Source organism: Thioclava sp. F34-6 (genome assembly GCF_002213235.1).
GTDB lineage: Bacteria > Pseudomonadota > Alphaproteobacteria > Rhodobacterales > Rhodobacteraceae > Thioclava > Thioclava nitratireducens.
The window spans coordinates 31,558-45,772 of sequence record NZ_NBOA01000004.1 but is presented as its reverse complement, the minus strand read 5'-3'; the positions used below and the strand labels follow the sequence as shown (position 1 = coordinate 45,772).

The window sequence follows — 14,215 nt, the reverse complement described above, 5'->3', positions numbered from 1 at the left end:
GCGTCAGCTTTGCGTGCCGCCTGCGTCCGCCGCGCTCAGCGCGTAGCCGCGCCGTTGCGCCCGGCGGCGAAACCGCTCGGCGGCATGGACCGCTTCGCGCAGGTTGGAGAACCAGCGCAGGCAGGAGGCGCCGGTCTGACCTTGCAGCCCCCATTCGCGCAGCACGGTATATTCCCCGAACAGGTTGTCGGAGACTTCCACGCGATAGAACCGTCGCGATGTCGGCGTGTGTAGAAGGAGATTGAGCATGGCAGTGCCCCTGTATCCCGATTTCGTGAAGTGAATCAGAGCGGAGCGGTTTTGGCCAGCAAAAAGAGGTTAATGCCTTGCTGCCCGCAGCGCGGGCTATGTCCTCAGCTCCAGCGGACTTCGCCCAGGAAGATGTACCCCGCGCCGTATATCGTTTTGATAAGGCGTGGGTTTTTCGGATCTTCGCGAAGCTTCGTGCGCAGCCGAGAGATCCGCACATCCATCGCCCGGTCGAAGCTCTCGCCCGCCGCGCCGCCCAAGCTTTCCTGCATCTGCGCACGGGTGATCAGCCGGTTCGGGCTTTCGAGAAACAGCCGCAGCACTTCCCCCTCGGCATGGGAGAATGAGGTTTCGGCCCCATCTTCCGCGACGAGGAGGTAGCGGTCGAAATGCGCGGTCCAGCCTGCGAAACGGGCGGTTTGCGCCTGCGCGGGACTTTCGCTGCGCCCCTTGCGCAGGCGGGCGCGGATGCGCGCCACGACCTCGGCGGGATCGAAGGGCTTGATGATGTAATCATCCGCACCAAGCTCCAGCCCAGTCACCCGGTCCTGCACCTGCGCGCGGCCCGAGATGATGATGATCGCAGCGCCGGATTCCAGCGCCAGCCGATGCACCAGCGCCAGTCCGTCGCGATCAGGTAGCCCCAGATCGACGAGGCAGACATCCGGCGAAGAGCGCTTCAGCCCAACTTCGAACTCGGTTGCGCGGGCATAGCAGGTCGTGCGAAACCCGGCCTCTTCGAGCGCATCGGAGAGCATCCGGCGAATTTCGGGCTCGTCGTCGAGGATCGCGACAAGGGGATGGTCGGCACTCATCGAGGCACTCCCGCAAGCAACGCCGCAAGCTGCGCGGCGGTAAAGGGTTTCTGAAGCACCGGGCAGGGGGCCTGCGCGCGCAGCGCATCGCCCGGTGGCAGCGAGGTCATCAGGATCATTGGAACCTGATCGCCGATACTGCGGGCAAGATCCACCCCGCTGCGCGGTCCGGGCAGCTGGATATCCGACAGGACCAGTTCAATGTCGGGCAGGTTCAGAAGCGCCTCGGCCTCGGCGATCGTACCCGCCTCTACGACCGTATGGTCGAGGGCGCGGAGCATGTCTCGGGTGCTGGCGCGGATGTCCTCGTCATCCTCGACCAGCAGAACCATCATTGGGTCGGCTTGCCGGGCGGCGGCTTTCAGCGGTAACCGCATCGTTACGCGCGCTCCGTCCTCGGTGTTCTCCAGCCGCAGCGTGCCGCCCGCGAGCTTGGTCTGGTCATAGACCATCGACAGGCCGAGCCCGGAGCCCTCCTTGCCCTTTGTCGTGAAGAACGGGTCGAGCGCGTGTTCGAGCGCCTCGTCCGAGAAGCCTCCGCCCTGATCGGTGACGGTGATCTCGACCCAGGTGTCGCGTACCGCGCGGGCCTCGATACTGATCGTGCCGCCCTTCGCCCGCATTGCGTGATTGGCGTTCAGGATCAGGTTCAGAAGGCTGTCCTGCAGCGGCCCGGGATCGAGCAGGATCGGGTCGCTCAGACCGTTATTGGCGAAGTCGAGCGTCACCGGATCGTGCAGCGTCGGCCCCGCCATCGCGGCGAGATCGTCGAAGAGATCGTCCAGCACCACCGCCTGCGGGCGCAACTCGCGCGGTCCCGAGATCGCGGCGATCCGGTCGAGAAGCGTGCCGCCGCGCCGCGCCGCGCCAAGGGTCGCGCGGATCGCCTCCTGCGCCTCCGCAGGCAGCCCCTCCATCCGTTCGAGCCGCCCCTGCAACCCGAGGATGATCGTCAGCAGATTGGCGAAATCATGCGCCAGCCCCGAGGACAGCTGCGCTGCCAATTCGCGCTTCGCCGTTTGCGCCAGCGCCGCGCGGACCTGCGCTTCGTGCGTGACATCGGTGGAGAGGATATAGATCCCGGTTACCTTGTCCTCACCCGCGAGATCGGGGGTCAGCGCCACGCGGATGCGGCGGCCCGACGGGTCATGGGTGATCTCGACCACGCTTGCCTCGCCGGCAAGCGCGCGGCGAAAGCAGGGGGTGATCTTGCGATAGGTCTCTGGGCCGAGCGCCTCGCTCGCATGGTGGCCGACCGCATTGGCGAGCGAGCCGGGCATCACGGTTGACAGACGCCGGTTGGAATAGGTGTAGATCAGGTCGCGATCGACCCGCGCGATATGGGCAGGCATCATCTCGGTCACCTGCCGGGTGCGGGCCTCGGTGATGGCCAGTTGGCGCGAGGTTTCCTCCAGCGCCATGTTGGTCGCGGCGAGTTCGCGGTTCGCCGCCGCGAGCGCCTCGGCATGGTCGAGGAGCTGACCCGACAACTCTTCGGATCGCGCGCGCAACAGTGCCTCCTGCCGCTTCACCGGCGTGATATCGGTATAGACCGTGACCCAGCCGCCTTCGGGCAGAGGCGCGCCCTCGACCGAGATCGTGCGCCCATTCGCGCGTTGCCGCTCCATGTAATGGGCCTCGAAGGCGCGCGCGGTCTCGACCCGTTCGCGGACGGCGGCCTCGATATCGTCCACCTCGCCGTATTCGCCCCGCGTCACGAGGAAGCGAATCGTATCCTCGAAGGTGGTGCCGGGTCGGGTCAGCGCATCGGGCAGGTCGAACATCAGCTGGTATTGTCGGTTCGACACGGCCAGCCGCAGATCGCTGTCGAAGATCGACAGCGCCTGTCCGATGAGGTTCAGCCCCGCCTGTGTCAGCCGCTCGCGGCTTGTTTCGCTCACCTTGCCCCTCCCGCTCCTTGGCTTTTGCTACCACCGGCGGACGGCGCGGCAAAGCGCGTTTCGCTGCGCAGCGAAGTCGTAAGAATTCGTTACAATCACGAAAAGATCACGAAAACTTTGACAGAGACTGTCGAGCCATGCCGAACTGTGCGCGGAGGAGCGCCCAGAGCGGTCGAGGGACGCCGGACATACCGGCGCGAGGGAGGAAAATTTGGCTGACGCAGTCGCGAAGGGGCAGGACTCTGCCCAATCGATTCCTGCGCTATTGGCGCGGAACGTGGCCCGATACGGTGGCTACCCCGCCTATCGCGAAAAGGAATTCGGGATCTGGCAGAGCTGGAGCTGGGCCGAAGCGGCCGAGGAAATCCGCGCCATGGCGCTGGGTTTCCTGAGCCTCGGCGTGGAGCGGGGCGATCATGTCGCCATCATCGGGCGCAACCGCCCCATGCATTACTGGTCGATGGTCGCGGCGCAGATGTGCGGCGCGATTCCGGTGCCGCTCTATCAGGACGCGGCGGCCGAAGAGATGGCCTATGTGATGGAGCATTGCGGCGCGCGCTTCGTCGTCTGCGGCGATCAGGAGCAGGTCGACAAGATCGTCGAGATCGAGGACCGCATCCATGCGGTCACCCATGTCACCTACACCGACAAGCGCGGCATGCGGAAATACGACCACTCGCGGATGAACGCGCTGGAGGACGTGCAGGCCGAAGGCCGCGCGGGCCATTCGCGCTACGAGGCCGAGCTCGACAAGCGCATCGCCGAGCTGACCTATGACAGCACCTGCGTGATGCTCTACACCTCGGGCACGACGGGCAAGCCGAAGGGCGTGGTCCTGTCGAATCGCAACATCATCGAGACTGCGAAGGCGTCCTCGGAATTCGATCACCTGAACCATAATGACGAGGTTCTGGCCTACCTGCCGATGGCATGGGTGGGCGATTTCATCTTCTCGATCGGGCAGGCCTATTGGTCGGGCTTCACCGTGAACTGCCCGGAAAGTCCCGAGACGATGATGATCGACCTGCGTGAGATCGGGCCGACCTATTTCTTCGCGCCGCCGCGGGTCTTCGAGAACCAACTGACCTCGGTGATGATCCGCATGGAAGATGCGGGCAAGCTGAAGAAGAAGCTGTTCGACCATTACATGAAGGTCGCGCGCGATGTCGGCCCCGACATTCTCGACGGCAAGCCCGTCAGCTTCGGCAAGCGGATGTCATATGCGCTGGGCAATTTCTTCGTCTATGGCCCGCTCAAGAACACGCTGGGCTTCTCGCGCATTCGCGTGGGTTACACGGCGGGCGAGGCGATCGGGCCGGAGATCTTCTCCTTCTACCGCTCGCTCGGGATCAACCTGAAGCAGCTCTACGGCCAGACCGAGGCGTCGGTCTTCATCACCCAGCAGCCCGATGGCGAAGTCCGCGCCGATACGGTGGGCGTGCCGTCGCCGGGCGTCGAGGTGAAGATCGCCGACAATGGCGAGGTTTTCTATCGCAGCCCCGGCACCTTCGTGGAGTATTACAAGAACCCGGAAAGTACGGCCTCGACCAAGGACCCGGAAGGCTGGGTCGCAACGGGCGATGCGGGCTTCTTCGAGGAAGACACCGGCCATCTGCGGATCATCGACCGCGCGAAGGATGTGGGCAAGATGGCCGACGGTCGCCTGTTCGCGCCGAAATATGTCGAGAACAAGCTGAAGTTCTACCCCTCGATCCTCGAGGCGGTGGTGTTCGGCGCAGGGCGCGATCGCTGCACGGCCTTCATCAATATCGACCTCACGGCGGTCGGCAACTGGGCCGAACGCAACAACATCTCCTACGCCTCCTACCAGGAGCTTGCGGGCCACCCGCGCGTCTACGAGATGATCCGCGAACACGTCGAAGAGGTGAATGAAAGCATCGCCGAAGACCCGATGCTCTCGGGCTGTCAGGTCCATCGCTTCCTGATCCTGCACAAGGAACTCGACGCCGATGACGGCGAGATGACCCGGACCCGCAAGGTACGCCGCAACGTGATCGGCGAGAAATTCGCCGACCTGATCGCGGCGCTCTATGACGGGCGCGACGAGATCTACACCGAAACGGAAGTGACCTACGAGGACGGGCGCAAGGGCTCGATCAAGGCGACGCTGAAGATCGCCGACGCGAAGGTCGTGGCCCCGAAACAGATGGCGGAGGCGGCGGAATGAAAGACATGCAAGACGGATACGTCACCGCCGACGGCCGCCAGATCGGCGGGGTCATCATGGAGATGAAGAACATCACGCTGCGCTTCGGCGGGGTGGTGGCGATCAAGGATATCTCCTTCGACATCCGCGAGGGCGAAATCCGCGCGATCATCGGTCCGAACGGCGCGGGGAAATCCTCGATGCTGAACGTCATCTCGGGCTTCTATATCCCGACCGAGGGCGAGGTGTTCTACAAGGGCATCAAGCGCGGGCCGATGAAACCCTATCAGGTCGCGCGTCTTGGTATCGCACGCACCTTCCAGAACATCGCGCTGTTCGACGGCATGTCGGTGCTCGACAACATCATGACCGGTCGGCTGACCCATATGAAGAAGGGTCTCGTGGCGCAGGCAGGTTGGTGGTGGACCGGTGCCGCCGCCGAGGAACACGAGAACCGCGAGAAGGTCGAGAAGATCATCGACTTCCTCGAGATCCAGAATATCCGGAAAACGCCGGTGGGGCGTCTGCCTTACGGCCTGAAGAAGCGGGTGGAACTGGCGCGCGCGCTTGCCGCGGAGCCGAAGATCCTGCTGCTCGACGAGCCGATGGCCGGGATGAACGTCGAAGAGAAAGAGGACATGAGCCGCTTCATCCTCGACGTGAACGACGAATTCGGCACCACCATCGTCCTGATCGAACACGATATGGGCGTCGTGATGGATCTCTCCGACCGCGTGGTCGTGATGGATTACGGCAAGAAGATCGGTGACGGCTCGCCCGACGAGGTGCGCAACAATCAAGACGTGATCGACGCCTATCTGGGGGTGGCCCATGACTGAGACCATCCGCTTCGCAATTCAGACATCGGAGGCGCGTCATGCCTGATATCGTTCTCTACGCCGCCGAGGTGACGCTGAACGGCCTGATGGCCGGGGTGCTCTACGCGCTCGTGGCTCTGGGCTTCGTGCTGATCTTCAAAGCTTCCGGCATCTTCAACTATGCGCAGGGCGTGCTCGCACTCTTCGCGGCGCTGACGCTGGTCGGCATCCAGAAGGGTCAGGTGCCCTTCGCCCATCTCATCAACGCGATGACGGGCAATCACTACACGAACTTCCCGTGGGAGATTCCGGCGATCGTCGCGATACTGCTTGCGGCGGGCGTGATGGTGATCCTCGCGATCATCATCGAAAAGCTGGTGCTCAAGCATCTGGTCAACCAGGCGCCGATCATCCTCTTCATGGCGACAATCGGGATGGCCTATTTCCTCGAAGGCTTCGGGGACGTGATGTGGGGCTCGGACATCAAGACGCTCGATGTGGGGCTGCCGCAGGGCATCAACGAGACCATCGACACCGTCACCTACAACATGTTCGGCTACGGCTTCTTCATCGACAATCTCGATATCGTCGCGGCCATCGTCGCGGTGCTGCTGGTGGCCGCGCTGACCGTGTTCTCGCAATACTCCAAGCAGGGCCGGGCGTTGCGTGCCGTGGCAGACGATCACCAGGCCGCGCTTTCGGTCGGGATCTCGCTGCGCTTCATCTGGATCCTCGTCTGGTCCATCGCGGGCTTCGTGGCGCTGGTCGCGGGCATCATGTGGGGGTCGAAATCGGGCGTGCAGTTTTCGCTTTCGCTGATTGCGCTCAAGGCGCTGCCGGTGCTGATGCTGGGCGGCTTCACCTCGATCCCCGGCGCCATCGTCGGCGGTCTGATCATCGGTGTGGGCGAGAAACTGTTCGAACTGCTGATCGGGGCGCCCTTCCTTGGCGGTGCGACCGAGAACTGGTTCGCCTATGTCCTCGCGCTCGTCTTCCTCGTGTTCCGGCCGCAGGGTCTGTTCGGCGAGAAGATCATCGAGAGGGTCTGACCGATGATCACGATGCTGTCACGGCAAGGTGAGAAAAATCTTGATCGCGTCGCAGGGGTGCGACAAGCTGCCGCATATCGTGGCGTCAACGGGAGGGGAGCCCAGTGTCGTCGCGCTGATGTGACGATCATTGGGAGGACCGTTACCGATGAAGACCTGCGCAACCGTGTTCACGATTGGCTGGGGAGCTGCGCTCGCATTCGGATGGATCGCGCTGGCCGCGCCGCCGGAAGAACCGACCACCTTGCAAACATTGAATATCGTGCTGGCCGCCCTGGGGGCGGGTGCCGGGCTCTGGGCCTGGGTGAGGATCCGGCGCGGCGACTGCTGACGGGGGACGACGCGCTCTCCCTGGCGAAAGGGAGAGGCTGATGTTTTACCGCGAAGCAGGTGATTTCAAGACATCCTACCGGGAGGACAGCCAGACCTTCCCGATCAAGTTCGACCGGCTGCGCTATTACGCGGTGCTGGTGGTCGCTTTCGGGATCGTGCCGCTGTTCATCAACGACTACTGGGCGAACGCGGTCGCGGTGCCCTTCCTGATCTACGCCATCGCGGCGATCGGGCTGAACATCCTCGTGGGCTATGCCGGGCAGGTCAGCCTTGGCACCGGCGGCTTCATGGCGGTGGGCGCCTATTCCGTCTACAAACTGATGACGGCCTTCCCGGACATCAACATCTTCTTCCACGTGATCATCGCGGGATTCATCACGGCGGCAGTCGGCGTGATCTTCGGCCTGCCGAGCCTACGCATCAAGGGCTTCTACCTCGCGGTGGCGACGCTGGCGGCGCAGTTCTTCCTCGTCTGGCTCTTCAACAAGGTGCCGTGGTTCTACAATTACTCGGCCTCGGGTCAGATCAACGCGCCCGAGCGCACCGTGTTCGGCGTCTTCGTGACTGGCGCGCAGACCTCGGCGATGGCGAAATACATGTTCTGCCTCGTGATGCTGACGCTGGTGGCGCTGGTCGCGCGCAACCTGACGCGTGGCACCGTGGGGCGAAAATGGATGGCGATCCGCGACATGGATATCGCCGCCGAGATCATCGGGGTGAACCCGCTGACGACGAAACTGTCGGCCTTCGCGGTCAGCTCCTTCTTCATCGGCATCGCGGGTGCTCTGTTCTTCGCGGTCTACCTTGGCGCGGCGGAAGTGGGCGAAGCCTTCGGCATCCAGAAGTCCTTCCTGATCCTTTTCATGGTGATCATCGGCGGTCTGGGCTCGATCTTCGGCTCGTTTGCGGGTGCTGCCTTCCTCGTGCTGCTGCCGGTCTTCCTCAAGAACGTGCTCGTCGGCACCTTCGGTTGGCCCACGGATCTCGCCGCCCATATCGAGCTGATGATCGTGGGCGGGCTGATCGTGGCCTTCCTGATCGCGGAACCGCACGGCCTCGCACAGCTCTGGCGCGTCGCGAAAGAGAAACTCCGGCTTTGGCCCTTCCCGCACTGAGGGCCGGGCCGCCCAACACAAAGAACCGGGAAACGCCCGGCGCAAAACTCGAACATTCTGGGAGGAGAACCGAATGAAGAAGACCCTAACCGCATTGGTCGCGGCGGCGATGACGCTGACCACGGCCCCGGCTTTCGCCGAACTGGTGGTGCCGAACCTCAGCTATCGCACCGGGCCCTATGCCGCGAACGGCATCCCCTACGCCGATGGCTTCAACGACTATTTCACCCTGCTTAACGAGCGTGACGGCGGCATTGGCGGTGAGATGGTCAAGACGCCCGAATGCGAAACCGCCTACAACACCGAGAAGGGCGTGGAATGCTATGAGTCCACCAAGGGCGAAGGCGCGCTGGCCTATAACCCACTCTCGACCGGCATCACCTATCAGCTGATCCCGAAGGTCACCGCTGACGGCATCACGCTCTACACCCCGGGCTACGGCCGCACTTCGGCCGCGAACGGCAAGGTGTTCAAGTGGGTCTTCAACTTCCCGGCCAACTACTGGGATGGCGCCTCGGTTGCGATCAAACACATCATTGATCAGGAAGGTGGCGACATCAAAGGCAAGAAAATCGCGCTGGTCTACCACAACTCCGCCTACGGCAAGGAGCCGATCCGCACGCTCGAAGAGCTGTCCAAGAAGCACGGTTTCGAGCTGTCGACCCTGCCCGTGGACCATCCCGGGCAGGAGCAGAAGTCGCAGTGGCTTCAGATCCGTCGTGACAAGCCCGACTATGTCCTGATGTGGGGCTGGGGCGTCATGAACCAGGTCGCCATCCAGGAAGCCGTCAACATCCGCTTCCCGATGGATCACTTCATCGGCGTCTGGTGGTCGGGTTCGGAGAACGACGTGGCTCCGGCAGGCGACAAGGCCTCGGGCTACAAGGCGCTCTCGTTCCACGGCACCGGCATGGACTACCCGGTCTATGACGACCTGAAGAAATACGTGGTCGATGCCGGCAAGGCCTCGGGTGCGGGCGATGAGGTCGGCACGATGCTCTACTCGCGCGGCATGTACGCGGCGATGATCATCTCGGAAGCGATCCGCAAGGCGCAGGAAATGACCGGCAAGTCGAACGTCAACGCCGCCGAAGTGCGCGACGGTTTCGAGAACCTCGACCTGACCGAAGCCCGTCTGGAAGAGCTCGGCCTGCCGAACTTCGCCCAGCCGATCAAGGCGAGCTGTGAGAACCACGGGGGCCCCGGCTCCGCCAAGGTCTTCCAGTGGGATGCCGCTGCGAAGAAGTGGAACGAAGCCTCCGACTGGATCGAATCCGACAAGGACGTGCTCAACCCGCTGATCGAAGAAGATTCCGCAGCCTTCGCTTCGGAAAACGGCATCACCAACCAGTGTAACTGATCGAAAACGGCCTCCGGCGCGCGCCGCCGGGGGCCACCCCAATGTCCCGGAGAGAACCATGCTCGACGCTTCGAAATCCGACACGACCCTGCTCGAGGTCAACAATATCGAGGTGATCTACAATCACGTCATCCTCGTGCTCAAAGGGGTCAGCCTGAGCGTGCCCAAGGGCGGGATCACCGCGCTTCTGGGCGGCAACGGCGCGGGCAAGACGACGACGCTCAAGGCGATCTCCAACCTGCTCAAGTCCGAACGCGGCGAGGTGACGAAAGGCTCGATCACCTATCGCGGCGAACGGGTGCAGGACGGCTCCCCCGCCGAGCTGGTCCGCAAGGGCGTGATCCAGGTGATGGAGGGGCGGCATTGTTTCGAACACCTGACCGTCGAGGAAAACCTGCTGACCGGTGCCTATACTCGCAAGGACGGGCGCGCCGCGATCCAGGACGATCTGGAAATGGTCTACACCTATTTCCCGCGCCTCAAGGAGCGCCGCAAATCGCAGGCGGGCTATACCTCGGGCGGGGAGCAGCAGATGGTCGCGATGGGCCGCGCGCTGATGAGCCGCCCCGAGACGATCCTGCTGGACGAACCTTCGATGGGTCTCGCGCCGCAGCTGGTGGAGCAGATCTTCGAGATCGTGAAATCGGTCAACGAGAACGAAGGCGTCACATTCCTTCTGGCCGAGCAGAACACCAACGTCGCGCTCCGCTATGCGCATTACGGCTACATTCTGGAGAGCGGCCGCATCGTCATGGACGGTCCCGCAAAGGAATTGCGCGAGAACCCGGACGTGAAGGAATTCTACCTCGGCATGTCCGACGAAGGCCGCAAGAGCTTCCGCGACGTGCGAAGCTATCGCCGCCGGAAACGCTGGCTGGCGTGACGCTAACCTACTGATTCAATTAAATTGCTGCGCAGCATTTTCGGCGCGGCACAGGGGCGGTCTGTCCGCTGAACGGAAAGGGTCGAGAGATGCGCGAACATTTCGACGAATTGGAAACCCGCAGCGCCGACGCGCGTGAGGCCTCTTTGGCGGAGTGCCTGCCGGCTCTGATCGGCGCGGCGATGACAGCTCCGGGGATCGCGGCGCATCTGCAAGGCGTCGACCCGAGAGCTGTCACATCGCGCGAGGCGCTCGCGAAGCTGCCGGTGCTACGCAAGTCCGACCTCGGCTCTGCGCAGAAAGGCGCGCCACCCTTCGGCGGGCTGGTCATGAAACCCGCACATGCCTTCGCCCATATCTTCCAGTCGCCCGGTCCGATCTACGAGCCCGGCGATGTCAGTTACAATTGGTGGCGGCTGGGGCGCTTCGTCCATGCCGCAGGCGTCGGTCCGGGCGATATCGTGCAGAACTGCTTTGGTTACCACCTCACCCCGGCGGGGATGATGTTCGAAAATGCCGCGCGCACGGTCGGCGCCGCCGTGCTGCCCGCAGGCACCGGCCAGACGGAGCTGCAGGTCCGCGCCGCCGCCGATATCGGCTCGACGGTTTACGCGGGCACGCCCGATTACCTGCGCATCATCCTCGAGAAAGCCGAAGAGATGGGCGAGGCTCTGAAAATCACCAAGGCCACCGTGTCGGGCGGCGCACTCTTCCCGAGCCTGCGCCAGAGCTATGCCGACCGCGGGATCTCCTGCCTGCAATGTTACGCCACCGCCGATCTGGGCAACATCGCCTATGAGAGCGCCGCGATGGAGGGGATGATCGTGGACGAAGGCGTGATCGTCGAGATCGTCCGCCCCGGCACCGGCGATCCGGTGGCCCCCGGCGAGGTCGGCGAGGTCGTCGTGACCACGCTCAATCCCGACTACCCGCTGATCCGCTTCGCCACCGGCGATCTCTCGGCGGTGATGGAAGGCGTCAGCCCCTGTGGGCGCACCAACATGCGTATCAAGGGCTGGATGGGCCGCGCCGATCAGACCACCAAGATCAAGGGCATGTTCGTACGCCCCGAACAGGTGGCGAGCTTCGTCTCCGCCCATGCAGAGGTGCAGAAGGCCCGCGTCATCGCCACGCGCGACGGCGAGATGGACGTGATGACCGTGCAGATCGAAACCGAGGCCGACGACCCGACGCGTTTCGACGGCGGCGTGCGCGCGGCGCTCAAGATGAAAGGCGTGATCGAACTGGTGGCGCCGGGGTCGCTTCCGAATGATGGTAAGGTCATCGACGACCAGCGCAGCTACGACTGAGGAACCCAGCCGCGATCTCAGGGGTTTCCTCGCGTAAGAGAGATGGAGGACCCCATGCGTAAACTTCTTCTGACAGGTGCCGCGATCGCGGCGCTAGGCCTTCCCGCCCATGCCGCCGATCTGGCGTTGCTTCTGGGCAATTCCAATTACCAGCGGATCGACGATCTTCGCTCGGGTACCGCGCTGACCGATAGCGAAGCGAAGCTGCAGACGGCAGGTTTCTCGGTGCTGATCGAGGATGACGCCGACGCCGCCGAGATCCGCTCCCGCTTCCGCGATTTCGTGACCCGCGCGCCCGAGGCCGACCGGCTGGTCGTGGCGCTCTCGGGTCGCTTCGCCCATTCCGACGGCGAGACGTGGTATCTGCCGGTCGATGTCCGCGACACCTCGCTGCCCGAAGCGGTGAGCGAGGCGTTGCCGCTGTCCGCCGTGATGACGGTTCTGGCCGCGCATCCGGGCCGCGCGGTGCTGCTGCTCGGCGCGGCGGATGACGCGGGCAACGGCAACGGCCTGACCCAACCCGGGATCGGCACGCTCGACATTCCGCAAGGTGTGACGGTGCTGCGCGGCAGCCCGAAAAACGTCGCGAGCCTGATGTCGGGCAATCTGACCGAGCCTGGCGCCTCGCTGATGCGGTCGGCGCAATCTGCAGACCTGACCGCCAGTGGCTACATGACGCAAGATCTCACCCTGGTCACCGAGCCGACGGGGAAGAAACCCGCCCCGGTGAAGACCCCCGAAGCAGACCCGTCTGCCCCGTATTGGGACATGGCGCGCTCCGAGGATTCGATCACCGCTTATCAGCTCTATCTCGACCGCTACCCGAATGGCGCGAATGCCGCTCAGGCGAAACAGCGCATCCAGCAACTGCGTGACGAACCGCAGCAAAAAGCGAAGGTCGCGGAGGAGGCGCTGAACCTTAGCCGCGACCAGCGCCGCGAGGTGCAGCAGTACCTGACGATCCTGAAATTCGACCCGAAAGGCGTCGACGGCATCTTCGGGCCGGGCTCGCGCGGGGCGATCGCGCGCTGGCAGAAGGCCAACGGCTTCGACGATACGAGCTACCTGACCCGCGCACAGCTCACCGCGCTCACGGCGCAGGGCGAGAAGCGCGCCGCCGAGCTGAAGGCAGAGGCCGAGGCGCGTCAGGCCAAGATCGACCAGCAGGACCGTGCCTATTGGGAGCAGACCGGCAAGGCGGGTGATGAGGCCGGGCTGCGCGCCTATCTCAAAAAATATCCCGACGGTCTTTTCGCGGAACTCGCGCAGGAGCGTCTCGACAAGATCGAAGCGGATCGCCGCTCCGAGGCTCAGGCTGCGGATCGCGCAGACTGGGACGCCGCGCGCAAAGCCGACACCATCGCCAGCTACCGGGATTATCTCGCAAGCCGCTCCGACCCGGCCTTCAAAGCCGAGGCCGAGGCACGCATTGCCGAGCTGCAGCAACAGAATCAGCAAAGCGACGCGATGGATGCGGCCGCCGCGAAAGAGGCCGCCCTCAACCTGCCCGGCGTCGCGAAATCGCTGGTGGAGCAACGCCTTGCCCAGATGGGCCTGAAGCCCGGCAAGGTCGACGGTGTGTTCGACAAGGATACGCGCCGCGCGATTCGTCGCTATCAGACGGCGGGCGGGCTGGAAGCTACAGGCTACCTCGATCAGGCCACCGTGGCGCAGCTTCTGGCCGGGGCGATCGGCGTGCAATAAGCGCCGATCCCTTTCAGCCTCGAAGCGCTGAACAAAGAAAAAGGCCGCGCCGGGAAATCCCTGGCGCGGCCTTTATTCGTTTCGGCTCGGCTGCCTCAGCCCTGACGGGCTTTGAAGCGCTTCTGCGTCTTGTTGATCACGTAGACGCGGCCTTTGCGGCGCACGACCTGGCAATCGCGATGACGCTGCTTGAGCGAGCGGAGCGAGTTGCGGACCTTCATCGGCCTTCTCCTGTATCGCGGCGCGCGGTGCGCCTTGAAAAACGAATGCCCCGGGCTTGCAAGCCGGGGGCGGTGAATAGATGGTGGGCGGTACTGGGATCGAACCAGTGGCCACTACGATGTCAACGTAGTGCTCTACCGCTGAGCTAACCGCCCACACCCGTTCGACCCCGTTGGTGCCTTTGATTCGCGCTTGCGGCTAGGCCGCGAAGGGAACCGAAAGGCGCGGTGTCGCGTCGGTCTGGGGGTCTATATAAAGAGTCGAAACGGCTTTCAAGAGGCTTTTGGCG

13 protein-coding genes and 1 tRNA gene are annotated in these 14,215 nt (G+C 63.7%); 9 read left to right on the top strand and 5 right to left on the bottom strand.

Annotation, left to right across the window (positions count from 1 at the left end):
* Window positions 1-3: 3 nt before the first annotated feature.
* The 3 genes from B6V72_RS09110 to B6V72_RS09100 form a co-directional block, all read right to left on the bottom strand.
* Window positions 4-249, bottom strand: coding sequence for a WGR domain-containing protein (locus B6V72_RS09110; RefSeq protein WP_075775408.1), 246 nt, complete (start codon window positions 247-249; stop codon window positions 4-6).
* Between the two features lie 104 nt (window positions 250-353).
* Window positions 354-1,064, bottom strand: a complete 711-nt coding sequence (locus B6V72_RS09105; protein WP_075775409.1) for a response regulator transcription factor — start codon at window positions 1,062-1,064, stop codon at window positions 354-356.
* Window positions 1,061-2,965 (bottom strand): PAS-domain containing protein, encoded by a 1,905-nt coding sequence (locus B6V72_RS09100; RefSeq protein ID WP_088723097.1) that lies wholly within the window; start codon window positions 2,963-2,965, stop codon window positions 1,061-1,063. The genes B6V72_RS09105 and B6V72_RS09100 overlap by 4 nt, the downstream gene beginning before the upstream one ends.
* 211 nt (window positions 2,966-3,176) lie before the next feature.
* Here B6V72_RS09100 and B6V72_RS09095 point away from each other — a divergent pair, with 211 nt between their 5' ends.
* The 9 genes from B6V72_RS09095 (at window position 3,177) to B6V72_RS09055 (ending at window position 13,704) form a co-directional block, all read left to right on the top strand.
* A complete protein-coding gene (locus B6V72_RS09095; RefSeq protein ID WP_088735385.1) occupies window positions 3,177-5,153 on the top strand; it encodes a long-chain fatty acid--CoA ligase in 1,977 nt (658 codons plus the stop codon).
* Window positions 5,150-5,971 (top strand): ABC transporter ATP-binding protein, encoded by an 822-nt coding sequence (locus B6V72_RS09090; RefSeq protein WP_088735384.1) that lies wholly within the window; start codon window positions 5,150-5,152, stop codon window positions 5,969-5,971. Before B6V72_RS09095 ends, B6V72_RS09090 begins: the two co-directional genes overlap by 4 nt.
* A 38-nt stretch (window positions 5,972-6,009) precedes the next feature.
* Window positions 6,010-6,999 carry a branched-chain amino acid ABC transporter permease gene (locus B6V72_RS09085; protein WP_075775413.1) on the top strand — a complete coding sequence of 330 codons (990 nt, stop codon included), beginning with the start codon at window positions 6,010-6,012 and terminating at the stop codon, window positions 6,997-6,999.
* 148 nt (window positions 7,000-7,147) lie between these two features.
* Window positions 7,148-7,330: a hypothetical protein gene (locus B6V72_RS09080; RefSeq protein WP_075775414.1), complete on the top strand. Its 183-nt coding sequence runs from the start codon at window positions 7,148-7,150 to the stop codon at window positions 7,328-7,330.
* 40 nt (window positions 7,331-7,370) lie between these two features.
* Entirely contained in the window at window positions 7,371-8,447 is a 1,077-nt protein-coding gene (locus B6V72_RS09075; RefSeq protein WP_075775415.1) for a branched-chain amino acid ABC transporter permease, read from the top strand.
* A 73-nt stretch (window positions 8,448-8,520) separates the two neighbouring features.
* Entirely contained in the window at window positions 8,521-9,807 is a 1,287-nt protein-coding gene (locus B6V72_RS09070) for an ABC transporter substrate-binding protein (RefSeq protein WP_075775416.1), read from the top strand.
* A 58-nt stretch (window positions 9,808-9,865) separates the two neighbouring features.
* Complete coding sequence (locus B6V72_RS09065) at window positions 9,866-10,690, top strand: ABC transporter ATP-binding protein (protein ID WP_088735383.1); 825 nt, start codon at window positions 9,866-9,868, stop codon at window positions 10,688-10,690.
* 89 nt (window positions 10,691-10,779) lie between these two features.
* On the top strand, window positions 10,780-12,000 hold the full coding sequence (locus tag B6V72_RS09060; protein WP_088719800.1) for an AMP-binding protein: 1,221 nt from the start codon (window positions 10,780-10,782) through the stop codon (window positions 11,998-12,000).
* Between the two features lie 54 nt (window positions 12,001-12,054).
* On the top strand, window positions 12,055-13,704 hold the full coding sequence (locus tag B6V72_RS09055; RefSeq protein WP_168173030.1) for a peptidoglycan-binding protein: 1,650 nt from the start codon (window positions 12,055-12,057) through the stop codon (window positions 13,702-13,704).
* Between the two features lie 95 nt (window positions 13,705-13,799).
* On the opposite strand, the gene ykgO is transcribed toward B6V72_RS09055, so the two are convergent.
* Together ykgO and B6V72_RS09045 are read right to left on the bottom strand one after the other, a co-directional pair.
* On the bottom strand, window positions 13,800-13,925 hold the full coding sequence (ykgO, locus tag B6V72_RS09050; protein ID WP_038074920.1) for a type B 50S ribosomal protein L36: 126 nt from the start codon (window positions 13,923-13,925) through the stop codon (window positions 13,800-13,802).
* Between the two features lie 81 nt (window positions 13,926-14,006).
* Window positions 14,007-14,081, bottom strand: a tRNA-Val gene (locus B6V72_RS09045).
* Window positions 14,082-14,215 lie beyond the last annotated feature (134 nt).

Coding starts and splice junctions, on each gene's coding strand:
- B6V72_RS09110 (WP_075775408.1), bottom strand. CDS start 249: ATGCTCAATCTCCTTCTACACACGCCGACATCGCGACGGTTCTATCGC.
- B6V72_RS09105 (WP_075775409.1), bottom strand. CDS start 1,064: ATGAGTGCCGACCATCCCCTTGTCGCGATCCTCGACGACGAGCCCGAA.
- B6V72_RS09090 (WP_088735384.1), top strand. CDS start 5,150: ATGAAAGACATGCAAGACGGATACGTCACCGCCGACGGCCGCCAGATC.
- B6V72_RS09085 (WP_075775413.1), top strand. CDS start 6,010: ATGCCTGATATCGTTCTCTACGCCGCCGAGGTGACGCTGAACGGCCTG.
- B6V72_RS09080 (WP_075775414.1), top strand. CDS start 7,148: ATGAAGACCTGCGCAACCGTGTTCACGATTGGCTGGGGAGCTGCGCTC.
- B6V72_RS09075 (WP_075775415.1), top strand. CDS start 7,371: ATGTTTTACCGCGAAGCAGGTGATTTCAAGACATCCTACCGGGAGGAC.
- B6V72_RS09070 (WP_075775416.1), top strand. CDS start 8,521: ATGAAGAAGACCCTAACCGCATTGGTCGCGGCGGCGATGACGCTGACC.
- B6V72_RS09065 (WP_088735383.1), top strand. CDS start 9,866: ATGCTCGACGCTTCGAAATCCGACACGACCCTGCTCGAGGTCAACAAT.
- B6V72_RS09060 (WP_088719800.1), top strand. CDS start 10,780: ATGCGCGAACATTTCGACGAATTGGAAACCCGCAGCGCCGACGCGCGT.
- B6V72_RS09055 (WP_168173030.1), top strand. CDS start 12,055: ATGCGTAAACTTCTTCTGACAGGTGCCGCGATCGCGGCGCTAGGCCTT.
- ykgO (WP_038074920.1), bottom strand. CDS start 13,925: ATGAAGGTCCGCAACTCGCTCCGCTCGCTCAAGCAGCGTCATCGCGAT.